General features: G+C 75.6%; 23 protein-coding genes. 12 read left to right on the top strand and 11 right to left on the bottom strand.

Annotated features, from left to right (window positions below; all coding sequences use genetic code 11):
• Positions 1–2: 2 nt before the first annotated feature.
• From AB0A74_RS14330 to AB0A74_RS14315, 4 genes are all read right to left on the bottom strand, one after another.
• Positions 3–1,604 (bottom strand): SulP family inorganic anion transporter, encoded by a 1,602-nt coding sequence (locus AB0A74_RS14330; protein ID WP_358249415.1) that lies wholly within the window; start codon positions 1,602–1,604, stop codon positions 3–5.
• A complete protein-coding gene (locus AB0A74_RS14325) occupies positions 1,601–1,936 on the bottom strand; it encodes a metalloregulator ArsR/SmtB family transcription factor (RefSeq protein WP_358249413.1) in 336 nt (111 codons plus the stop codon). Before AB0A74_RS14325 ends, AB0A74_RS14330 begins: the two co-directional genes overlap by 4 nt.
• A 133-nt stretch (positions 1,937–2,069) precedes the next feature.
• Positions 2,070–2,789 carry a GAF and ANTAR domain-containing protein gene (locus tag AB0A74_RS14320; RefSeq protein WP_358249411.1) on the bottom strand — a complete coding sequence of 240 codons (720 nt, stop codon included), beginning with the start codon at positions 2,787–2,789 and terminating at the stop codon, positions 2,070–2,072.
• Positions 2,786–3,544: an ANTAR domain-containing protein gene (locus AB0A74_RS14315; RefSeq protein ID WP_358249409.1), complete on the bottom strand. Its 759-nt coding sequence runs from the start codon at positions 3,542–3,544 to the stop codon at positions 2,786–2,788. Before AB0A74_RS14315 ends, AB0A74_RS14320 begins: the two co-directional genes overlap by 4 nt.
• A 625-nt stretch (positions 3,545–4,169) precedes the next feature.
• On the opposite strand from AB0A74_RS14315, the gene AB0A74_RS14310 reads away from it, so the two are divergent.
• The 6 genes from AB0A74_RS14310 to AB0A74_RS14285 all read left to right on the top strand — a co-directional run bounded on the left by AB0A74_RS14310 (position 4,170) and on the right by AB0A74_RS14285 (position 7,968).
• Positions 4,170–4,361 carry a PLD nuclease N-terminal domain-containing protein gene (locus tag AB0A74_RS14310; protein WP_343939931.1) on the top strand — a complete coding sequence of 64 codons (192 nt, stop codon included), beginning with the start codon at positions 4,170–4,172 and terminating at the stop codon, positions 4,359–4,361.
• 5 nt (positions 4,362–4,366) lie between these two features.
• Entirely contained in the window at positions 4,367–5,242 is an 876-nt protein-coding gene (locus AB0A74_RS14305; RefSeq protein ID WP_358249407.1) for an ABC transporter ATP-binding protein, read from the top strand.
• Complete coding sequence (locus AB0A74_RS14300; protein ID WP_358249405.1) at positions 5,239–5,982, top strand: hypothetical protein; 744 nt, start codon at positions 5,239–5,241, stop codon at positions 5,980–5,982. The genes AB0A74_RS14305 and AB0A74_RS14300 overlap by 4 nt, the downstream gene beginning before the upstream one ends.
• 97 nt (positions 5,983–6,079) lie before the next feature.
• A complete protein-coding gene (locus AB0A74_RS14295; protein WP_358249403.1) occupies positions 6,080–6,367 on the top strand; it encodes a DUF4342 domain-containing protein in 288 nt (95 codons plus the stop codon).
• A 9-nt stretch (positions 6,368–6,376) separates the two neighbouring features.
• A complete protein-coding gene (locus tag AB0A74_RS14290) occupies positions 6,377–7,324 on the top strand; it encodes a DUF2157 domain-containing protein (protein ID WP_358249401.1) in 948 nt (315 codons plus the stop codon).
• Between the two features lie 152 nt (positions 7,325–7,476).
• On the top strand, positions 7,477–7,968 hold the full coding sequence (locus AB0A74_RS14285; RefSeq protein ID WP_358249399.1) for a DUF6069 family protein: 492 nt from the start codon (positions 7,477–7,479) through the stop codon (positions 7,966–7,968).
• A 78-nt stretch (positions 7,969–8,046) separates the two neighbouring features.
• Here the strand turns inward: AB0A74_RS14285 and AB0A74_RS14280 are convergent, their stop codons facing one another.
• Genes AB0A74_RS14280 through AB0A74_RS14260 form a run of 5 tightly spaced genes read right to left on the bottom strand, consistent with a single transcriptional unit; the run spans position 8,047 to position 12,844 of the window.
• Positions 8,047–9,426: an MBL fold metallo-hydrolase gene (locus AB0A74_RS14280; protein WP_358249398.1), complete on the bottom strand. Its 1,380-nt coding sequence runs from the start codon at positions 9,424–9,426 to the stop codon at positions 8,047–8,049.
• Positions 9,423–9,950, bottom strand: coding sequence for a flavodoxin domain-containing protein (locus tag AB0A74_RS14275; protein ID WP_358249397.1), 528 nt, complete (start codon positions 9,948–9,950; stop codon positions 9,423–9,425). The genes AB0A74_RS14280 and AB0A74_RS14275 overlap by 4 nt, the downstream gene beginning before the upstream one ends.
• The gene (locus AB0A74_RS14270) at positions 9,947–10,807 is read right to left on the bottom strand and encodes a universal stress protein (RefSeq protein ID WP_358249395.1); all 861 of its coding nucleotides are present in this window, start codon (positions 10,805–10,807) and stop codon (positions 9,947–9,949) included. Before AB0A74_RS14270 ends, AB0A74_RS14275 begins: the two co-directional genes overlap by 4 nt.
• A gap of 2 nt (positions 10,808–10,809) precedes the next feature.
• Positions 10,810–11,499: a CBS domain-containing protein gene (locus tag AB0A74_RS14265; protein WP_358249393.1), complete on the bottom strand. Its 690-nt coding sequence runs from the start codon at positions 11,497–11,499 to the stop codon at positions 10,810–10,812.
• The gene (locus AB0A74_RS14260; protein ID WP_358249392.1) at positions 11,492–12,844 is read right to left on the bottom strand and encodes a DUF4389 domain-containing protein; all 1,353 of its coding nucleotides are present in this window, start codon (positions 12,842–12,844) and stop codon (positions 11,492–11,494) included. Before AB0A74_RS14260 ends, AB0A74_RS14265 begins: the two co-directional genes overlap by 8 nt.
• A gap of 142 nt (positions 12,845–12,986) precedes the next feature.
• Here AB0A74_RS14260 and AB0A74_RS14255 point away from each other — a divergent pair, with 142 nt between their 5' ends.
• The 3 genes from AB0A74_RS14255 to AB0A74_RS14245 are packed head-to-tail and all read left to right on the top strand — an operon-like array spanning position 12,987 to position 14,178.
• Entirely contained in the window at positions 12,987–13,274 is a 288-nt protein-coding gene (locus tag AB0A74_RS14255) for an HPF/RaiA family ribosome-associated protein (protein WP_358249390.1), read from the top strand.
• A 32-nt stretch (positions 13,275–13,306) separates the two neighbouring features.
• Positions 13,307–13,528: an SHOCT domain-containing protein gene (locus AB0A74_RS14250; protein ID WP_358249532.1), complete on the top strand. Its 222-nt coding sequence runs from the start codon at positions 13,307–13,309 to the stop codon at positions 13,526–13,528.
• Complete coding sequence (locus AB0A74_RS14245; protein WP_358249388.1) at positions 13,525–14,178, top strand: universal stress protein; 654 nt, start codon at positions 13,525–13,527, stop codon at positions 14,176–14,178. The genes AB0A74_RS14250 and AB0A74_RS14245 overlap by 4 nt, the downstream gene beginning before the upstream one ends.
• Here AB0A74_RS14245 and AB0A74_RS14240 read toward each other — a convergent pair.
• Positions 14,162–15,256, bottom strand: coding sequence for a lycopene cyclase family protein (locus AB0A74_RS14240; RefSeq protein WP_358249386.1), 1,095 nt, complete (start codon positions 15,254–15,256; stop codon positions 14,162–14,164). The two genes, AB0A74_RS14245 and AB0A74_RS14240, sit on opposite strands and share 17 nt — an antisense overlap.
• Positions 15,257–15,425: 169 nt before the next feature.
• On the opposite strand from AB0A74_RS14240, the gene AB0A74_RS14235 reads away from it, so the two are divergent.
• From AB0A74_RS14235 to AB0A74_RS14225, 3 genes are all read left to right on the top strand, one after another.
• Complete coding sequence (locus tag AB0A74_RS14235; RefSeq protein WP_358249385.1) at positions 15,426–16,421, top strand: NAD(P)H nitroreductase; 996 nt, start codon at positions 15,426–15,428, stop codon at positions 16,419–16,421.
• Positions 16,418–18,643, top strand: a complete 2,226-nt coding sequence (ppsA, locus tag AB0A74_RS14230; RefSeq protein ID WP_358249383.1) for a phosphoenolpyruvate synthase — start codon at positions 16,418–16,420, stop codon at positions 18,641–18,643. Before AB0A74_RS14235 ends, ppsA begins: the two co-directional genes overlap by 4 nt.
• A gap of 167 nt (positions 18,644–18,810) precedes the next feature.
• A complete protein-coding gene (locus AB0A74_RS14225; RefSeq protein WP_358249382.1) occupies positions 18,811–19,380 on the top strand; it encodes a hypothetical protein in 570 nt (189 codons plus the stop codon).
• Here the strand turns inward: AB0A74_RS14225 and AB0A74_RS14220 are convergent.
• On the bottom strand, positions 19,346–20,769 hold a 1,424-nt coding region (locus AB0A74_RS14220; protein ID WP_358249380.1), incomplete at its 5' end, for an HAD-IC family P-type ATPase. The two genes, AB0A74_RS14225 and AB0A74_RS14220, sit on opposite strands and share 35 nt — an antisense overlap.

Here is a 20,769-nt window from a genome sequence, read left to right as displayed (position 1 = left end):
TGTCAGGGCAGGATGTCGCGCTCGGCCAGCAGGGCGCGGGCGTGCTCGATGGCGTCCGGGGTGTGGTCGAACGCGCGCACGTCCAGCGCGCCCAGCGCCCGCCGGTGTTCCGCGCGCACCCCGGACACCAGGACCGTGATGCCCCGATGCTCCAGGCGCCGCACGGCGTCGCGCAGCACGTGCACGCCGGTGGCGTCGATCGCCGACACCCTCGACATCCGCAGGATCACCACCGACACCGGCGCGACCTCGGTCAACTCCAGCAGGAAGCGGTGGGCCGCGGCGAACAGCAGCGGGCCGTCCAGGCGGTAGGCGACGATGTGCTGGGCGAGCAGCGCGCGTTCCTCCTCCCGGTGGTCGCCCGGTTCCAGCGGCACCTCCTCCAGGCGCGCCGTCCGCGACACCGCGCGCAGCGCGAACACCCCCGCCAGCACCAGACCGACGATCACCGCGGTGACGAGGTCCAGGGCGAGCGTCGCCACGGCGGTGAGCGCGAGCACGGCCGCGTCGGAGCGGCCCGACCGCACCAGCGCGCGCACTGAGCCGACCTCGACCATCCGGACCGCCGTGGCGAGCAGGACGCCGGCGAGCACCGCCAGCGGCACGCGGGCCACCCACGGCGCGGCGACCAGGACGATCAGCAGCAGCACCACCGCGTGGGTGGACGCGGCCAGCCGCGAGGTCGCGCCGGAGCGGACGTTGACCGCGGTGCGCGCGATGGCGGCCGTGGCGGGCACCCCGCCGAACAGCGGCACGACCAGGTTGGCCAGGCCCTGCCCGAACAGCTCGCGATCCGGGTCGTGCCGCTGGTTGACGCTCATCCCGTCGGCCACCGCCGCGGACAGCAGGCTCTCCAGCGCCGCCAGCGCGGCCACCGCCACCGCCGAGGGCAGCAGCGACCACACCGCGCCGAGGTCGAGGAACGCGAGCGACGGCGCGGGCAGCGTCGCCGGCAGGTCCCCGATGCGGTCGACGGTCAACCACTGCGCGGCCAGCGTGCCCACGACCACCGCGGGCAGCGAGAACGGCACACCCGGCCGCCACCGCGCGCCCGCCAGCACCACCAGCGCCACGCCGCCGGCCAGCGCCACCGGCTCCCACCGCGGCGCCGCGGCGAACTCCGCGAAGGCCGCGCCGACGGCCCGCACGACGTGGTCCTCGCCGGGCGTGGGGACCCCCAGCGCGGCGGGAACTTGCTGCAACGCGATCACCGCCGCGATGCCGATCGTGAACCCCTCCACGACCGGCACGGGCACGTACCGCATGTAACGCCCCGCACGGGCCACCGCCAGCAGCACCAGCAGGACGCCCGCGAGCAGCCCGACGGTCAGCACGCCGTCCACGCCGTACCGGGCCACGATCGGCACCAGCACCACCGTCATCGCGCCCGTCGGCCCGGACACCTGGAGGCTCGAACCCCCGAACACCGCCGCCAGCGCCCCCGCCACGACGGCCGTGACCAGGCCCGAGGCCGCGCCCAACCCGGAGGCGACGCCGAACCCGAGGGCCAGGGGCAGCGCCACGACCGCGACCGTCACCCCGGCGAGCAGGTCGCGGCGGGTCGCGCCGACCCAGTCCGCCCGGGCCGGCAGGAACGCCGTCACGGCCGCTCCTCCTCGCGCAGCATCGCCAGCAGCTCGTTCTGCCCGGCCAGCAGGCCCCGCAGGACCTTCCGCGCCACCCGCAGCAGCTCGCCCACGTCCTCGCTGGTCAGGGCGTACACGACGGTCGTGCCGTCCCGGGTGGCCTGCACGATGCCCGAGCGGCGCAACACCGCGAGCTGCGCCGAGAGGCTCGACGCCTCGATCCCGATGTCGGCCAGCAGGTCGCGCACCGGGGTCGGGCCGTCCTGGAGGAGTTCGAGCACCCTGATCCGCACGGGGTGCCCGAGGATGCGGAAGAACTCGGCCTTGGCCTCGTGCAGCGGGAGGGGCACGCCGGACCTCCGACGGTCGAGGAGTTGAAGACTTCTTCAACTCTACAAGTCGGTCGTCGCGACCCTCCGGCCGGTGGTGTGACGCCGGGGTGTGACGCCCGGTGGTGCGGCGCCGGGGGTGTGAGGCCGGGGGTCAGCCGTCGCGGCGGTGGACCAGGTCGGCGACCGCCGGGCCGTTCTCCAGCACCGCGCGCGCCACCTCCACCACCTGGGTCCGGTGGTGGCGGGCCCACGCGCGCATCTCCGCGAACGCCTCGACCACGTCGATGCCGCGGCGCTCGGCGAGCACGCCCTTGGCCTGCTCCACGACGACGCGGTCGCGCACGACCGTGCGCACCTGCTCGGCCACCAGCTCCGGGTGCTCTCGCGACCGCACGTGCGGGATGCCGATGCTCGCCATGTCGGCGAAGGACTGCGTGAACCGGCCGGTGTGCCCGTGGGGCGACCCCGCGCGGTGGAACACCGTCACCACGCCCACGGTCAGCTCGCGCAGCCGCATGGGGGCCGCGTGCGCCGCGCCGAACCCCGCGTCGCCGGCCAGCGCGGCGAACCCCGTCGAGTTCGCCGCGGTCAGGTCCCACCGCACCGGCGCGCCGCGCTGGTAGCACTCGCGGGCCGGTCCGTCCCGGGCGTCGAGCAGCCCGTGCAGCGCCGCGCCCTCGTCGCTGGCCGCGAGCACGGTCAGCGCGCCGCCGTGGTCGGCCAGCAGCACGCCCGCCGCGTCCGCCTCCAGCGCCGCGACGCAGTGCTCGGTCACCGCCTGGAGGAACTCGATCACGTCCGCGCCGGCGACCAGGACGTCCGCGAGCTCCACGAGGCTGCGCACCATCCGCTGTTCCCACACCCCGATCACCCCTGCTCCGCCTCGGCGTCGGGTTCCCGCCCCGACTCCGGCCTGAAGGTCACCCTGCGCGCCACCACGTCCGCGGCGACGTCGCCCAGCCGCCGCCCGGTGCGGTAGGCGTGCGCCCGCAGCCGCACGAACGCCGTCGCCAGGTCGGTGCCCAGCTGCACCGACACCGCGCCGGTGGCCTGGTGGACCGTCGCCCAGCGCGCTTCCAGCCCGTCGCTGAACGGGTCGTCACCGGTGCCCTCGAAGTCGCCGCGCAGCAGCACCAGCAACGCCGCGTCCGCCAGCAGCAGGCCGTCGACCAGCCGCTCGCGGTCCGGCGCGACCGGCGAGCGGTGGTAGGCCTCCAGGCCCCCGATCACGACCGCGCCCATGACGATGGGGAACGCGGTGACCCCGCGGACGCCCTCGGCCACGGCGAACGGCGCGAACACCGGCCACCACACCTGCCACTTGCGGGCCTCCAGGTCGGCCGCCACGACCAGCCGCTCGTCGACCATCGCCTCCAGGGCCGGGCCCTCGCCGAAGGTGATCTCCGCTTCGCTGACCCGGTCGGCCAGCGGCCCGGTGACCGCGACGGGTTCGCAGTTCCCGTCCGTGGAGGTCTGGTAGACCACCACGTCCTCGGCCCCGAGCACCGCCACGGCGACCGCGCACACGTGCCGCACGGCGACCGCCGACCCGTCCCGGTCGGCGAGCTCGCGGATCCACGTCCACAGCCTGGCTCTCCGCTCGTCGGCGGCGTCGTCGTCCGGCATAGCCGACCCATCCTGTCAGACGGTCGTGTCGGGCAGGGACTGCGTCGAGGACCTCCGCCGGCGGCACCGGAACGGCCGCTCCCGACCAGAGCGGGTGCGACACCACGGCTTCGGCCGGCGGCGACAGTACTGCACGGCGACCGCGCGGGGCAGCGGCCATTCCGGCATAGGTCCGCGCGCGACGACCGCAGCCCGCGGCCGGCAGATGGAAGCGGTCCGCGCACGGCAGACGAGTGGCGGCCGCGCACGGCAGACGAGTGGCGGCCGCGCGCCGCGGGCAGGAGCGGTCCGCAGCCGGCGGGCGGCGGGAAGGGGGCACTCCTGGTGCGCCGCGGAGTGCTGTGTGTCGGACGCGCGACATCCACGTGCGGAGGTGCCCCCTTCCACGCGCGCGGTGCTCCCTGCCAACACCGCGCCTCTCCCGCGCAACGGGGTCCCGCCAGCATCCGCCCCACCCGGCGGCGTGGTCCAGGGTTGGCCTCGCGCGCCGGTTCGCGACTCGTCGTTCCGTGTGGTTCCGCCGGTCGGGCTCGGTGAAAGCCGTCCCCCGGTCGGGTCTTGCGGCCCCGTGGCGACGGGACTTCGGCCCCCGGCGGCGTCACCCGGCGGGTGCTGCGATGGGGTGGTGGAACAGATCCCGATCGCCGCGCTGCTGCCGGTCGTCCTGCTCGCGCTGGGGTGGGTGGGCTGGTGCTGGTGGGACATCGCCCACCACCCCGTGCGGGGGCTGCCGAAGTGGGCGTGGGCGCTGGTGTGCCTGCTGTCCATCCCGCTGGGCGGGATCGTCTACCTGTTCGCCGGGCGGCGGGACCGGTGAACGCGGTGACGACCGCCGGGCTGCGCAAGCGGTACGGGCGGCACGAGGCGCTGGCCGGGGTGGACCTGGTCGTGCCGCGCGGCAGCGTCTACGGGCTCGTCGGGCCCAACGGGGCGGGCAAGACCACGTTGTTGGCCGTCCTGGCCGGACTCCGGCGGCCGACCGGTGGCGCGGTGGACCTCGCGTGCGACCGGCGGCGGGTGGCGGTGCTGCCCGACACGCCCGGGTTCGACCCGTGGCTGACCGGGTCCGAAGTGGTCGGCCTGGCCCGTGCCCTGACCGCGCCGGAGGTGCCCGGCCGGCGCGTCGCCGAGGTGTTGGCGGACGCGGGGTTGACCGGGGCCGCGCACCGCCGCGTCGGCGGCTACTCGCGCGGCATGCTGCAACGGCTCGGCATCGCGGCCACGGTCGTGGGCGATCCGGAACTGCTGCTGCTGGACGAGCCGTGCTCCGCGCTGGACCCCGCCGGGCGGCGGGAGGTGCTGGAACTGATCGCGCGCATGGGCGGCCGGGCCACCGTGGTGCTGTCCACGCACCTGCTCGCGGACGTCCAGGAGGTGTGCGACCGGGTCGGCGTGCTCGCTGACGGCCGCCTGCTGCACCAGGGCGCGTTGGACGACTTGTTGGTGGGACGTGCCGCGCCCACGTGGGTGGTGCGCTGCCGGCCGCCGCTGGAACCGGTGGAGGCCGCGCTTGCCGCCCGCCCGTGGGTGGCCGCGGTGCGGCGGACCGGCGCCGAGGAGCTGGTCGTCGAGACCTCCTCGCCCGCCGACGCCGAGACCGACCTGGTCCGGGTCCTCGCCGACGTCGGCGCGCACGTCCTGCGGGTGGACCGCCGCGGCGCCGACCTGGAGGACGTGTTCCTGGAGTTGACCCGGTGAGCCTGTGGCGGTTGGAGTGGCTGCGCCTGGTGCGGACGCGCCGGTTGGTCGCGCTGCTCGCGGTGTACGGGCTGTTCGGTCTGGTGGGCCCGATCTCGGTCCGCTACCTGCCGGAGATCATCCGCCGCTTCGGCGGGGTGGAGGTCGTCCTGCCGCCCGCGACGGCCGCCGACGGCATGGCCGGGTACGTCAAGAACGCGGTGCAACTGGGGTTGCCGGTGCTCGTGCTGGTCGCCGCCGCGGCGCTGGCGTTCGACGCGCAACGCGACAGCGCTGTGTTCCTGCGAACGCGGGTGGCGGCCCTGTGGCGTGTGGTGGTGCCGAAGGTCGTGGTGAACGCGGCGGCCGGGGTGGGGGCGTTCGCTTTCGGCGCGGCGGCGGCCTGGTACGAAACGGCGGTCCTGCTGAGCGCACCGCCCGTGGGCCGCGCTGTGCTGGGGGTCGCGTGCATGGCGCTGTACCTGGCGTTCGCGGTGGCCCTGACCGCACTGGCGGCGGCGGTGCTGCGCGGCGTCGTGGGCACGGCCCTCACCAGCCTGGGTGTCCTCCTGTCGGCCGCGCTGCTCGAACCGCTCGGCACCTTCGGCCGATGGCTGCCGAGCCGCTTGGTCGGTGCGCTGGACGGTCTGCTGCGCGGAGCCGCGCCGTCGTCGTACACGCCGGCGCTGGTGGTGACGGCGGTCCTGGCGGTGGCGGCGACGGCAGCGGCGACCGCCTTGCTGAGCCGCCGGGACATCTAGCCCTCGAAAGTCCCTGGTGTCGCGGGACTTCCGGCTGCGGTCGGGGTTGTCGGTCCGGTCGGACACTGATCATGTCAGCCGAACAGGAGGATTGGTCATGTCGCAGCACGTCGAGGAGAAGGTGCACCGGTTGCGCGGTGAGGCGCTCGTGGTGAAGGTCAAGGAGCTCCTGCACGAGGGCACTGTCCGGCGGCTGGTCATCAAGGACGCCAAGGGGCACACCGTGATGGAGGTCCCGGTGACCGCGGGCGTCGTCGCCGCCGTCGCCGCGCCGGTCGTGACCGCGGTCGCGGCCGTGGCGGCGTTGGCCGGGGACTGGACGATCGAGGTCCAGCGGCGGGAGACGGTGGAGGGCGACCGGCCCGCGGACGGACCGGAAGCCTGAGGAGGAGCCGTGGACGAGCGGCAGTCCGCCGCGTTGCGCGGCCTGGTCCGGGACGGGGTGATCTCGGCGGAGCAGGAGCGGGCCGTGCGGGGTGCCCTGGACGGCGCGCCGGCGGTGACGTCCCGGGCGGGGCGGCTGGTGGAGGCCGCCGGGTACGTGGGCGGTGGTCTTCTGCTGGGCGGCGCGGTGTTGCTGGTCGGTGCGGCGTGGGAAGACCTCCCGCGCGTGGGCCGACTGGTGCTGCCGCTCGCGGCCACGGTGTTGTTGGTGGTGGCGGGGGTGCTCGTCGGGGGCGGGCCCCGCGCCCTCCTGCGGCTCGACGCGGGCACGGTCGCGCACCGGGTCGTGGGCGTGTTGTTCGCGCTCGCCTCGATCACGGCGGCGCTGGCCGGCGGTGTCGCGGTGGACGACCACGTCGTGCTCGTCGGAGCCGCGGTGGGGCTGCCGGTCGCGGTGGCGGGTTACGCGGTGGTCCCGACCGGTGCGGGTTTGCTGGTGTCGGGGGCGTTGAGCGTGGTCGCGGTCATGGCGTTCGTCGGCGAAGACCCGTCCGCCGGTCCGCCGGCGATGGGGCTGTGCCTGTTCGGGTTGGGCGCGGTGTGGCTGTTGGTGTCGGCGGGTCGCTTGGTCCGTCACCGGCGGTTGGGGCTCGCGATCGGCGCGGTGGTCGCGTTCTTCGGCGCGCAGCAACCGCTTGGCTCGTCCGACGACGCGGTCTGGGCCTACGTCCTGACCGCGGCGCTGGCCGTGGTGTGCTTCGCGGGTTACGTGCAGGCGCGCACGATCGTGTTGTTGGTGGCGGGGGTCGTGGCGACCACGGTCGTCGTGACCGAGGCGGTGTGGGACTGGACCGACGGCGCGGTCGGCGGTGGTTGGCTGCTGCTCGTCGCCGGAGCCGTCCTCCTCGCGACCGGCGGTGTCGGGCTGCGCCTGCGTCGCGCCACCCCCGCGGAGTAGCCGGGGGCGGACGGTCCCCGGGTAGCCGCACATGTGCGGCTACCTGGCGTTTTGTCCCCGGCGCGACGGGTCTTTGGGCACTGCCTGCCGGGAACGGCCGGAGGGACCCTCGGGTGACGGGCACGAGGCCCACCCGAGAGAGGGGTACCACCATGACCGACCGGAGGAACGACACCCGGCCCCGCCACGACCCCACCAAGCGGTTCGAGATCGAACACCCCGCGCCGCCCGAGGACGACGTCCTGCGCCCGTACTCGGCGGGCCGCCTGTGGGCCGGCGGGGCGGCCACCGCGTTGGTGTCCGGGTTGCTCGCCGTCGTCGGCACCCTGGTGGCGCGCGGGTTGCTCGACCTCGCCGTGCTCGCCCCGCAGGGCGATGTGGCGGACACGCTCACCTACACGATCGCCGCGGCCGGGTGCGCGTTCGCGGCCACCGGCCTGCTGCACCTGCTGCTGACCACGACACCGGACCCGGTGCACTTCTTCACGTGGAGCGTGCTGCTGCTGACCGCGATCACCGCCGTCGTACCGCTCAGCCTGGACCTCGACCCCGGCGCCCGCGTGGCCACCGCCGTGCTCAACAGCCTGATCGGCATCACCATCACGGCCTCGCTGCGGGACGTCGCCCGCCGGTCCCGGATGTGACGGCACGAGGCGGCGTAGACGAAGTGCCTCTCCCGCAAGGGACGCACGCCGCCTACGCCGCCGTCGTGAACCACAGGGTCAGACCAGCACGCGTTCCCCGTCGCGCGGCACGACGGCGTTCCACCCGTGGTCCGCGGTCAGGCGTGACGCGAAAGCCTCGGAACTCTCCGGTTCGCCGTGCACGACGTAAGTGGCGGAAGGCGGCGTTCCCGTCGTCGTCCAAGCGACAAGCTCGCCAACGTCGGCGTGGGCGCTGAACGCGTCGATCACCTCGATCTCGGCGCGGACCGGCACGTAACGGCCGTGGATCTTCACCTCGCGGGCGCCGTCGGCCAGGCGGCGGGAGCGGGTGCCGGCGGCGGCGTAGCCGACGATCAGCACGGTGTGCTTCGGGTCGGGCAGCATCGACTTCAGGTGGTGCAGCACGCGTCCGCCGGTGGCCATGCCCGACGCCGAGATGACGATCGACGGCGTCTCCGGGCGGTTGGCGCGCATCGACTGCTCGGCGGTGCGCAGTTCGGACAGGTGGCCCGGGTCGAACACGTCGTCGGACGCGTCCAACAGCTCCGGGCGGATCTCGGGGCGCTGGTTGGCGATCGCCTTGCGGTAGACGCGCAGCGACGCCAGCGCCATCGGGCTGTCCACGAGCACCGGCAGGTCCGGGATCGCGCCGGAGCGCACCAGCTTCGCCAGCTCCACCAGCACGACCTCCGTGCGGTCCACCGCGAACGCGGGCACCAGCACGCTGCCGCCGCGCCGCACGGTGCGGTTGACGGTGTCGGCCAGCCGCCTGGTCGCCTCGGCGTCGTCGTGGGACCGGTCGCCGTAGGTGGACTCCACCAGCAGGGCGTCGCAGTCCGGGCGCGGCTGGGGCGGGCGCAGGACGCGGTGCTCCTGCCGCCCCAGGTCGCCGCTGACCACCGCGGTGCGCCCGCCGAGGTCCAGGTGCGCCCACGCCGAGCCGAGGATGTGCCCGGCGCGGCCGAACTCCAGCGCCACGCCGGGCGCGACGGCCTCGGTGGCGCCGAAGTCCACCGGGCGGAACAGGCGCAGGGCCGCGGCGGCGTCGTCGGTGTCGTAGAGCGGCAGCGCCGGGCGGTGCCTGGTCCAGCCGCCCTCGTTGGCCTGGCGGGCGTCCTCCTGCATCAGGTGGGCGCTGTCGGCGAGCACGATCGCGGCCAGCTCGGCGGTGCCCTCCGTCGCGTAGACGGGGCCGCGCCAGCCGTTGCGGGCCAGCACCGGCAGGTAGCCGCAGTGGTCCAGGTGGGCGTGGGTCAGCACGACCGCGTCGAGGCGGTCGAGGTCCAGCTCCGGTGGGCGCCAGTTGCGGCGGCGCAGCGGCGCCAGGCCCTGGAACAGGCCGCAGTCCACGAGCACGGCCGCGCGGCCGGTGTCGAACAGGAACTTGCTGCCGGTCACCGTGCCGGTGCCGCCGAGGAAGGTCAGGGACGTGCTCACGCGGTGCTCCTCGGTGCGGTGGAGAGGGCGCGGTGGATCTCGTGCGCCCAGCGGTCGATCGCCGGCCAGTCGCGGTGGTCGCCGAACCGGCCGCCGGCCAGGCGGAACAGCAACCGGCGCGGCCACGGGTACTGCCGGGGCCGGGTGACGCCGGAGAACAGCCGGTGGCTCAACGGGGTGACGTGCGCGCGCAGGTCGTCCAGCAGGACGGCCCCCTCCGCCCGCACCGCCCGCGCGAACACGCCGGGCAGCGCGTCGGGCATGCCGACGCTGAACGCCCACACCGGCACCCGGGCCAGCTCGGCGCGGTGGGCCGCGACGAACGCCGTCGCCCCGGCCAGCCACGCCTCGTCGTGCACCGCGCTGCCGAGCACGACCGCGTCGAACCCGTCGAGCCCGGTCACGTCGGCGACCTCGCGCACCACGACGTCGTGCCCGTGGCGCGCCAGGACGGTCCCGACCCGCCTGGCCACGCCCCGGGTCGAGCCCTCGGCGGTGGCGTAGGCGACCAGCACGCGCGTCACGTGTCCTCCGCCGGGGTGTGCACAACCATCACCGGGCACGGCGCGTGGTGCAGCAGGGCGTGGGACGTCGAGCCCAGCAACAGGCCGGTCAGCGAGTTGCGGCCCCGGCCGCCCACGACCACCAGCGCCGCGTCCTCGGCCCGGCCCAGCAGCACCGCCGACGCCGAACCGCGGTCGACGACGAGTTCGACCGGGACGTCGCGGTACTTCGCCCGCCACGGGGAAACCAGCCGGGCCAGCCGGCCGCCGTGCAGGGCGTCGTACTCGGCCAGGTCGATGCCCGCGGACATCGCTACCACGTCACCGACCACCGGGTGCCACGCGTGCACCGCCACCACACCCGCACCGCGCGCCGACGCCTCGGCGAACGCCTTGGCCAGCACCGGAACGCTGTGCGGACCGCCGTGCACACCGACGACCACCGGGCCGGGACGGGTCGGCTTGTCGCCGCGCACGACCACCACCGGGCACGCCGCGTGCGACGTCACCGCGATGGCCGTGGACCCGACCGCCAGCGCCCCGAACCCGCCCAGGCCACGCGTGCCGAGCACCAGCAGCGCGGCGTGCGCGGACTCCACCGCCAGCACCTGCGCCGGTCCGCCGACCTCGACGTGGACTTCCAGCTCCACCAACGGATCGACCACCTCGGCCGCCTCGCGCACCACCCGCCAGGACGCCTCGCGCAACGCGGCGCGCACCCGCCGTTCCAGGTCGGGCGCGTCGAACAGCGGCGACTCGGCGTGCACCAGGCGCAGCCGGCCACCGCGCAGCCGGACCTCCTCCGCCGCCCAGCGCACCGCGTCCAGCGCGGACTCCGAGCCGTCGACGCCGACCGTCACGGTCCTGCTCGTGGTCATGGTCACCCTCCCGTGGTGTAGCGGGCCGCCGACGCCGTGTCGTCCCAGCCGTAGGACAGGTGCGGGTCCACGCTGACCACGCCGGGCAGCGCGCGGGTCAGCCGGACCGCCATGTCCGCCTCGCTGCGCCGCTCGATGTGCCCGCGCAGGGTCACCACGCCGTCGGTCACCTCCACGGTCACCGCCAACGGGTCCAGCCACAGCGCGCGGCCCAGGACGTCCCGCACGACGGTCGCCTCGACCTCGTCGTCGCCGCGCAGGAACACGCTGAGCAGGTCCCGGCGGGACAGCACGCCGACCAGCTTCCCGTCGCGGTCCACCACGAACAGCCGCCGCACGCCGGCGGAGGCGAGCTGTTGCGCCGCGTCGCTGATCCGGGTGGCCGGGGTGGTGGTGCGCACGGGCGCGGTCATCAGGTCCCGCGCGGTCACGCCGTGCGCCTGCCGCCACCGCCGCCGCGGGGCGCGCCCGGCCAGCACACCGGGCCGCTCCTCGACCCCGCCGCGGTACTCCTCCTTGGCCAGCAGGTCCGCCTCGGAGACCACGCCGACCGGGCGGCCGTCGTCGTCCACCACGGGCACCGCGCTGAACGACCCGGCGGCCAGCCGCTCGACGATCTCCTTGAACGGCGTGGCGGGGCGGACGGTGACCACCTCGCGGGTCATCACGGTCTCGATCTCGGGCTCACGCATGGGAAGGCTCTCCTCTGGTCCGGTCGAAGCGGAAGACGGCGGTGAACAGCAGGACACCGCCCAACAGCAGCAGCAGCGCGCCCGAGGCGACCAGCAGCCAGGCCACCGGTCCGAGCGCGGGCAGGGTGGCCGTGGCGGTGACGGCGGTGTCCACGACCCGCGCGCCGTCGGCGTTCATCACGACGGCGGTCCAGCGGCCGGGCCGCACGTCCCAGGTCAGCGACCCGACGCCGGAGGCGACCCAGAACGGCTGGGCGGTCGGCGCGGACGTCGGCGCGCCACCGGTCACGTGCTCGTAGCCCACCCGCTCGCCGACCTCCACCACCCGGTCGCGGTCCACAGTGGACAGGTAGCGGGCGACGTCGTCGGCCGGGCCGATGCCGACGAAGGCGTCCCGGTCGGCGCGCAGCCCCACCGCGCCGAGCCAGTCCTCGCCGAGGAACCAGCCCGTGCCGGTGCGGTGCAGGTCGAACCCGCCCATCTCCACCGCGTACCCGTCGCTGTGCAGCGGTTGCGCGGGGGTGGCGAGCACCCCGTCCGCGCCGCGCTCGGTCTGGTGCGCCCACAGCGCGACCGCGCCGGTGGCCGCGAACCCCGTGCCGGCCACGAGCAGCAGCACCCCGAACACCGCGGCGACGACCCGGCCGGCCGAACCGCGCGCGGGCGCGGGGGCGGCGGCGGGCGGCGGCGGGTCGAGGGTGGCCGTGCCGGGCTCGTCACCGCCGGTGTCCAGGCGGAACGGCGGGTAGGCGTCGGTCATCAGGCCCGCGTAGGCCGCGACCCGCAACGCCCACCGGTCCATGCCCAGCACGAAGTCGAACACCCCGCGCGGGTAGCGGCCGGTGAACAGCAGCGCCACCCCGGCGATCAGCACGAACAGCCCCACCAGCCCGAAGGCCCACTCGCCGCCGCGCGTCGCCAGGTACCCGCCGCCGCCGAGGAACACGCCCACGACCAGCAGGTGCGGCACGACCAGCAGCCACTTCACCAGCACCAGGCCGCGCGAGAGGTGATCGGGGTAGGCGATGTCCAGCGTGGCCGGGTAGTCCGGCTCCTCGCCCAGGCTGAACGGCGGGTACCGGTCGGTGCCCAGCGCGCCGAACGTGTAGTAGGCGACGCGCCACGTCCACCGCAGCACGCCCACGTTGAACCCGAACAGCGACCGCGGGTAGCGGCCGGTCGCCAGGATCGCCACGAACGCGACCACGCTGAGCACCGCGAAGGCCGCCCACAGCAGGGACAGCACGACGTAGTGCGGGATGGCCAGGAACCACTTCACCAGCCACAGCCACCGGTTCAGCCCCGGGTCGAGCCGAGCGCGCACCCGGACCGGATACGTCGTCATGACCACCGACCTCCTCGTGTCCACCCCCACGCTGCCGCCGGCCCGCGGCCGGGCACAGAGTCGTTGGTCGTCCCGGTGGTCCCTGTTCGGTCGGGACCTTGGCCACTGTGGGGCCGCTCGCCCGCCGACCGACGATTCGGCCATGCACGAGATCGCGAACATCCACACCGAACTGGCCCACGGCATCCCCTCGGCGGCCGGCGACTACGCCCGCGCCAAGGTCGGGGCGCTGGCCCGCTACGCGCCCGCCGACGTCCCGGTCGCCACCGCGCGCCTGGACTTCGACGGCCCGCACCTGGTCGTCGCGCACGGCCGGCTCGACGTGAACGGCGTCCCGGTCAACGCCAAGGCCGCCGCCGCGACCTACACCGAGGCCGTGGACCTGTTGCAGGACAAGTTGAAGCACCAACTGCTCGCCATGTCCGACTGACCTCGGGCAGGACCAGAGAGGAGCCGGCCGTGATGCACTGGTACGGCGGTTACGGACCCGGGTGGGCCGGGATGTTGTTCATGACGTTGGCGACCCTGGCGGTCGTCGGCACCGTGGTGGCGTTCGCGGTCGTCGCGTTGCGCCGCCCCACGCGCGACGACGACGCCGTGCGCACGCTGGAGCTGCGGCTGGCCCGGGGCGAGATCGACGAGGACGAGTTCGACCGGCTGCGGCGCGCCCTGGGGGCGCGATGACCGCGCCCGTGGTGGTGGCCGCCGACCGCACGCCGGCCGGCGCCGCCGCCGTGGGGTGGGCGACCGGGTTCGCCCGCCTGCTCGGCGCGCCGCTGGAGACCTGCCCGTGCGACCCGCCGGACCTGCTGGTCGCCGCCGCCCGCGCCCGGGCGGTGGTGGTCGGGCACGCCGGGCCGTTCGCGTTGCGCCGACCGCTGCTCGCGGTGGTGGACCACGCGGCGTGCGACGTCGTGGTGGTCCGCGGCGACCCGCGCCCGACGTTCGACCGGGTGACCGCGCTGGTCACCGGGACCGTGCACGACGCGCCGGTGCTCGCCGAGGCGGTGGAGCTGGCGCGGCTGCGGGGCTGCGCGTTGCGCGTGCTGCACGCGGTGCCGCCGCTGCCGGTGCGCGTGGACGACGCGCGGTGGCCGGTGGCGCACGCCGACCAGTTGTTGCGCGGTGTGCGGCACACGTCCGTGCTGGCCCGGATGCACCCGCACGAGGCGATCACCCGTTACGCCGACACCGACCTGCTGGTCACCGGCGACCCCGGACCGGTCACCCGCGCCGCCCTGCACCACGCGACGTGCCCGGTGCTCGTGGTGCGCCACCCGGCGGTCCCGCACGTGCCGGCCCAACGCGACCCGCGCGTCACCGCGGCCCACTGACCCTACGGCGCCCACTGACCCGACGGCGCAGGGCCGCCAGGTACACCCCGGCGGGCATCGCCGCGAACAGCCGCGCCTCCTGGGCCGGCGAGGTCCGCTCGTCCAGGAACCGCAACGCCGGCTCCGCCGTCCCGTACCGGAACAACGCCGCGAACGCCTGCTCCAACCGCGCCGGCTCCCGCCCGACCACGTCGAGCAGCACCGCGTCGTAGAGCCGGAACCGGCCGGGCGGCACGGGCAGGTCGAACGGGTGCCCGTGCCGGCGCAGGGAGGCCGCGATGGCGGCGCTGTCCCGCTGCACCCGCTGGTAGGCGTAGCCGGTCGAGGCCTTCACCAGGCCGCCGGGCGTGCCGATCTCCAGCACCGACCCGCGCCGCCGCACCGGTTCCCGCGCCGACAGCGGGAGGACCGCCCGTTCCGCGCGCTCCACGACGAAGTCGCCCGCGCCCAGCACGTCCTCCAGGTACTCGCGCACCGCGTCCGCCGAGTCCACCGCGGACCGCGTGAACGAGGTGTGCTCCACCAGCGCCCGGTGCGCGTCGACGGGCAGCACGTAGACGAAGCTCGCGCCGCCGAGCTGCGCCGTGCGGAAGTCGAACAGCGTGGGCACCCCGGCGTCGAACACCGGCCGCTCCGAGCGCACGTGCCACCCGTGGAAGGACAACAGGGCCTGCGCCGGCGGCGGCTCGCGCACGCTGTCGAACACCCAGCGCGCGGCCAGCTCGCGACCGTCCACGACGACCCGCCCGTCGCCGACCTCCGACACGCGCCCGCGGACGAACGAGCACCCCGGCGCCCGCTCCCGCACCACGCGCAGCAGGTCCGCGCCCCGCACGACCCGGTACCGGTACCGCCCGAGCCCCAGCACCCGGGTCCGCCCGCCGACGTGCACGCGCACCCGGTCGAACCGCCGGGACACGGCCGCGTCGAGCAGCCCCGGCCGGTCGGCCCACGACGCCCACGACAGCGCCGCCACGTCCCGGCGCCCGTCGTCCACGACGGTCACCGGCAGCGGCGCGAGGTGGGCGGCCAGGCTCAGCCCGCTCATCCCACCGCCCGCGATCACCAGTCCGGTCACGACAACCTCCCGCCCCCACCGTCGCCCCGGCGCCCGCGCACCGCCCAGAGGCGTCGGGGACCCGGCGGCGGAGGAGCGGGTCCCTGCCGGGTGGGGACCTCCGACCCTCTCGCCGGGCCGGCCGCCGGGTCACTGTCGAGGCATGGACACGAGTGCGGAGGTGAGCCCGATGGAGCCTGGCCGTCCCGACCACGCCACGGTCCGGGCCGCCCTGGCGCTGGCGTGCCGTGCCCCTTCGGTGCACAACACCCAGCCCTGGCGGTGGCGGATCGGCGACCGGAGCGTGCACCTGTACGCCGACGACTCGCGCAGGCTGCCCGCCACCGACCCCGAGGGCCGCGACCTGCTGCTCAGCTGCGGCGCGGCCCTGCACCACCTGCGGGTGGCGCTGGCGGCGATGGGACTGCGCGCGGTCGTGCACCGCCTGCCCAACCCGGCCGAGCCGCACCACCTGGCGGCGGTCGAGTTCACGCCCCACGAGCCGACCGAGGACGAGGTCGCGCTGGCCGGGGCGATCCCGCGGCGGCGGACCGACCGGCGGCGCTTCTCGTCCTGGGGCGTGCCCCGCGCGGTGCTGCTGCTGCTGGAGGACCGGGCGACGGCCGAGGGGGCGATCCTCCGCGAGGTCACCGGCTCGCGGGCGCGGTTCGACCTGACCACGGCCATCGCGCAGGCCGCCGCCGTGCAGGACGGCGACCCGTTCTACCGGTCGGAGACCTCGGCGTGGAGCGGCACCCACGCCGACGACGAGGGCGTGCCCGCGGCGAACGCGCCGGCCGGGCTGCCCCGGCACGGCGACGTGCAGCTGCGCGAGTTCCCCGGCGGTGAGCTGGTGGACGAGCACGCCGGGGAGTGGGAGGACGACGGCGCGGCCCTGGTGGTGCTGGGCACGTCGTCGGACGACCGGCTGTCGGTCCTGCGCGCGGGCGAGGCGCTCAGCGCCGTGCTGCTGGAGGCCACCGTCGCGGGCCTGGCGACCACGCCGATCAGCCAGCCGCTGGAGGTCGCCGCGACCCGCGACCGCGTCCGGTCGGCCGTGCTGGACGACGCCCTGTGCCCGCAGATCGTGCTGCGCGTGGGCTGGGCCCCGTTCCAGACCGCGCCGCTGCCCGCGACCCCGCGGCGCGCCGTCGAGGGCGTCATCGAAGGGTGGGAAAGGGTATGAGCCGGTACGTCCGGGACTTCGCGGAGCTGCGCGTGCGCGACACGGCCGTGGCCGGCGGCAAGGGCGCCAACCTCGGCGAGCTGACCGCCGCCGGGCTGCCCGTGCCGCCGGGGTTCGTGGTGACCGCCGACGCCTACCTGGCGTCGGTGCGGCCGGTGCGCGCGGAGCTGGACGAGCTGCTGGCCAAAGCTCTGGTCTCGCCCGACGACGACGTCGTGGAACGCCTGCAGGAGCTGGTGCGGTCGGCCGGGGTGGCCCCGGAGGTGGCCGCCGACGTGCGGGCCGCCTACCGGGAGCTGGGCGGGTCGGTGGCGATCCGGTCGTCGGCGACGTCCGAGGACACCGCCGGGGCGTCGTTCGCGGGCATGAACAGCACGTTCACCAACACCACCGGCGAGGACGACGTGCTGGGCCGGCTGGTGGACTGCTGGGTGTCGCTGTTCGGGGCGCGGTCGCTGGCCTACCGGGCGGAGCAGGGGTTGGCCGAGGAGCCCGCGATCGCCGTCGTGGTGCAGCGGATGGTGGACTCCGAGCGGTCCGGCGTCCTGTTCACCGCCGACCCCGCCACCGGCGACCGGGGCGCGGTCGTGGTCGAGGCCGCGTTCGGGCTGGGCGAGGTGGTGGTCAGCGGCGCGGTCGAGCCGGACACCTACACCCTGCGCCGCGAGGGCGGCGACGAGGTGTCCCTTGTGGACACTCGTGTGGGCCGCAAGACGCACAAGATCGTGCGCGGCGCCGACGGGCGGGACCTGCGCGTGCCGCTGGGTCCGGAGGACTCCGCGCGCCGGGTGCTCGACCCGGCCGAGGCGGAGGCGCTGGGCCGGCTCGGGGTGCGCGTCGAGCAGCACTACGGCACGCCCCAGGACATCGAGTGGGCCATCACCGGCGGCGAGTGCTGGCTGGTGCAGTCGCGGCCCATCACGACCCTGCCCGAACCCGCCGGCGGGGCCCGCCCGCTGGTCTCCGGGCTCGGCGCGTCCCCCGGCACCGCCACCGGCCGCGTCCGCGTGCTCGGCTCCCCCGCCGAGGGCTCGAAGCTGCGCGACGGCGAGGTCCTCGTGGCGCGGATGACCAACCCGGACTGGGTGCCCGCCATGCGCCGCGCGGCGGCCGTGGTCACCGACGGCGGCGGCATCACCTGCCACGCCGCGATCGTGGCGCGCGAACTGGGCGTGCCGTGCGTGGTCGGCACGGGTTCCGCGACCGCCGTGCTGCGCGACGGGCAACAGGTGACCGTGGACGGCAGCGCCGGGACCGTCGTCGCCGGCGCGGTGAGCGCCCCGGTGGTGACCGCGGACCGGACGCCGGTGGTGACCGCCGTCGAGGCGCTGGGCACGCGCGTGTACGTCAACCTGGCGATGCCCGAGCACGCCGAGGAGGTCGCCGCGCTGCCGGTCGACGGGGTCGGGCTGCTGCGCGCGGAGTTCATGCTCACCGAGGCGCTCAACGCCGAGCACCCGCGCCGTTTCCTGGCCCGGCACGGCAGCGAGGAGTTCCTGCACGCCCTGTCGGACTCGCTGCTGCGGATCACCCGGCCGTTCGGCGACCGGCCGGTGGTCTACCGGACCACGGACTTCCGCACCAACGAGTTCCGCGAGCTGTCCGGCGGCGGCGAGTTCGAGCCGGTCGAGCACAACCCGATGATCGGCTTCCGCGGCTGCTACCGGTACGTGCGGGACCCGATGCTGTTCGCGCTGGAGTTGCAGGCGTTGGCGCGGGTGCGGGAGCAGACGCCGAACCTGGGGTTGATGATCCCGTTCGTGCGCACCAAGTGGGAGCTGGAGGCGTGCCTGGAGCAGATCGACCGCAGCCCGCTGGGCCGGCAGCGCGGACTGCACCGGTGGGTCATGGCGGAGGTCCCGTCGGTGGCGTACTGGATCCCGGAGTACGCGCGGATGGGCATCGACGGCGTGTCCATCGGCAGCAACGACCTCACGCAACTGGTGCTGGGCGTGGACCGCGACTCGGAGGTGTGCGCGGAGCTGTTCGACGAGTCCGACCCGGCGGTCCTGGACTTCATCGGCCGGATCGTCACGGCCTGCCGCGACGCCGGCATCACGTCGTCGCTGTGCGGCCAGGCCCCGTCCAACCGGCCGGACTTCGCCGAGCACCTGGTGCGCATGGGCATCACGTCGGTGTCGGTCAACCCCGACGCGGTGGCGGCGACCCGCAGGGTGATCGGGTCGGCGGAACGGCGGTTGGTGCTCCAACGGGCCCGGTGACGCCGCACGGCTGAGGGGGACCGCGCCGGGACGGGTGCGGTCCCCCTCAGCCGTGCGGGCGTCTGATCCGGGCGGACAGCGATCCCTTCGCCGTGCGGGCGCGGTCCCTGGTGGGACGGGACCTTCGCTACTGCCCCCGCGGCCCGGACCGGTCGATCGTCGTGGGTGTGAAGCGGTGGTTCTGGTGGGTCACGGCCGGTGAGGCCGTCGGGTTCGCGGTGCCGGCCGTGGTCGGCGCGGTCAGCACGGCGCCGGTGGCGCTGGTGCTCGCCGGGTGCGTCGAGGGCGCGGTGCTCGGCGCGGCGCAGGCGCACGTGCTGCGGCGGGTGGTGCGCGGGTTCGACGCGCGGGCGTGGGTGGTGGCGACCGTTTTGGATGCCGGGTTCACCTGGTCGGTGGCCATGACGGCGGTCGCGCTCGGCGAACGGGCCGCGCGGTGGCCGTTGCCGCTGCTCGTCGCGGTGGCGGTCGTGGCGGGACCGCCGGCGCTGGTGGCGATCGGCTGCGCGCAGTGGCTGGTGCTGCGGCGGTGGGTGCCCCGGTCGGCGGGCTGGATCTGGGCCAACGGGCTGGCGTGGGCGGCGGCGCTGACCGTCTTCGCCGCCTTCACCACGCCCCTGTGGCGGCCCGGCCAGCCCGCCGCGACCGTGGTGCTCGTCGGCGCGGCGGGCGGGGTGCTGATGGCCGCGACGATGGCCGCCGTCACCGGTTTCGCGTTGCGCCGGCTCGTGCGGTGACCTTCTTGTAGAGCGCGTCCACCAGCAGCACCGCGGGTGCCGCGGCGGCGGCGAACAGCCACCCCCACGCGCTCGGCGGGCCGCCGCCCAGCAGTCCCGGCAGCGGCGGCACGAACAGGAACACCGCCAGCACCGCCACCTCGAAGGCGACCGCGCCGAGCAGCAACCGGTTGCCGCGCAACGTCCGCACCGGCTTCGTGGCGCTGCGGCACGCGAACGCGTTGGCCAGCTGCCCGATCACGATCGCGGTGAACGCCGTCCCGGACGCGGTCGCGAGCAGCGCGGGGTCGTCCAGGTCCCAGCCGCCCAGCCACAGCACCCCGGCGAACGCCGCCATCGACGTCACCGCCTCCGCCGGTCCCAGCACGCCGAACGCCCGCCGCAGCACCGAGCCGTCGAGCAGACCGCCGGTGCGGGCCGGGCCGCGCAGGGTGCGCGGGTTGGGCGGTTCCGCGCCCAGCGCGAGCGCGGGCAGCAGGTCGGTCCCGATGTCCAGCGCCAGCACCTGCAACACGCTCAGCGCGAGCGGGAACGAGCCGCCCGACAACGCCCACAGCACGAACGGCGTCAGCTCGGCGACGTTGTCGGTGAGGTGGTAGGTCAGGAAGCGGCGGATGTTGGCGAAGGTCGCCCGGCCCAGCTCCACGGCGGCGACGATGGTGCCGAAGTGGTCGTCCAGCAGCACCAGGTCCGCGGCCTCGCGCGCCACGTCGGTGCCCGAGGCGCCCATCGCGACCCCGATGTCGGCGGCGCGCAGCGCGGGCCCGTCGTTGACCCCGTCCCCGGTCATGGCCACCACGTGGCCGCGGTGCTGGAGGGCGCGGGCGATGCGCAGCTTGTCCTCCGGCGTCACGCGGGCCACCACCACGCCGTCGCGGTCGAGCAGCTCGCCCAGCGCGGCGTCGTCGTCCGGCAGGTCCGCGCCGGTCACCACGAGCCGGTCGGGGCCGAGCAGGCCGACCTGCTCGGCGATGGCGCGGGCGGTGGCGGGGTGGTCGCCGGTGACCATGGCGAGCCGGATGCCCGCGGTGCGGCAGGCCGCGACGGACTCGGCCACGTCGGTGCGGGGCGGGTCCTGCAGGGCCACCACGCCCAGCAGGGTCAGGTCCTCCTCGGTGTCCCCGTCGGGCCGCCGGGCGACGGCGAGCACCCGCAACCCCTCCCGGCCCAGGCGCTCCACCTCGTCGTGCGCGCCGAAGTCGTCGCGGCACAACGGCAGCACCGCGTCCGGCGCGCCCATCACGTGCACGCCGTCGGAGTCCACGGCGGACGAGCGCCGGCGGCGCGGGTCGAACGGGCGGCGCACGGCGTCGGGCGGTGGCCCGTCCACCCCGAGCCGGGCGGCCAGGGCGTGCAGCGCGACCTCCATCGGGTCGCCGACGGGCACCC

The sequence above is a fragment of the Saccharothrix sp. NPDC042600 genome (assembly GCF_040647305.1).
Lineage (GTDB): Bacteria > Actinomycetota > Actinomycetes > Mycobacteriales > Pseudonocardiaceae > Actinosynnema > Actinosynnema mutabilis.
The sequence above is the reverse complement of the archived record's forward strand: the minus strand, read 5'-3'. Positions and strand labels throughout refer to the sequence as shown.

Coding starts and splice junctions, on each gene's coding strand:
- AB0A74_RS14315 (WP_358249409.1), bottom strand. CDS start 3,544: ATGCCGGACGACGACGCCGCCGACGAGCGGAGAGCCAGGCTGTGGACG.
- AB0A74_RS14295 (WP_358249403.1), top strand. CDS start 6,080: ATGTCGCAGCACGTCGAGGAGAAGGTGCACCGGTTGCGCGGTGAGGCG.
- AB0A74_RS14285 (WP_358249399.1), top strand. CDS start 7,477: ATGACCGACCGGAGGAACGACACCCGGCCCCGCCACGACCCCACCAAG.
- AB0A74_RS14270 (WP_358249395.1), bottom strand. CDS start 10,807: ATGACCACGAGCAGGACCGTGACGGTCGGCGTCGACGGCTCGGAGTCC.
- AB0A74_RS14265 (WP_358249393.1), bottom strand. CDS start 11,499: ATGCGTGAGCCCGAGATCGAGACCGTGATGACCCGCGAGGTGGTCACC.
- AB0A74_RS14260 (WP_358249392.1), bottom strand. CDS start 12,844: ATGACGACGTATCCGGTCCGGGTGCGCGCTCGGCTCGACCCGGGGCTG.
- AB0A74_RS14255 (WP_358249390.1), top strand. CDS start 12,987: ATGCACGAGATCGCGAACATCCACACCGAACTGGCCCACGGCATCCCC.
- AB0A74_RS14250 (WP_358249532.1), top strand. CDS start 13,307: ATGCACTGGTACGGCGGTTACGGACCCGGGTGGGCCGGGATGTTGTTC.
- AB0A74_RS14245 (WP_358249388.1), top strand. CDS start 13,525: ATGACCGCGCCCGTGGTGGTGGCCGCCGACCGCACGCCGGCCGGCGCC.
- AB0A74_RS14235 (WP_358249385.1), top strand. CDS start 15,426: ATGGAGCCTGGCCGTCCCGACCACGCCACGGTCCGGGCCGCCCTGGCG.
- ppsA (WP_358249383.1), top strand. CDS start 16,418: ATGAGCCGGTACGTCCGGGACTTCGCGGAGCTGCGCGTGCGCGACACG.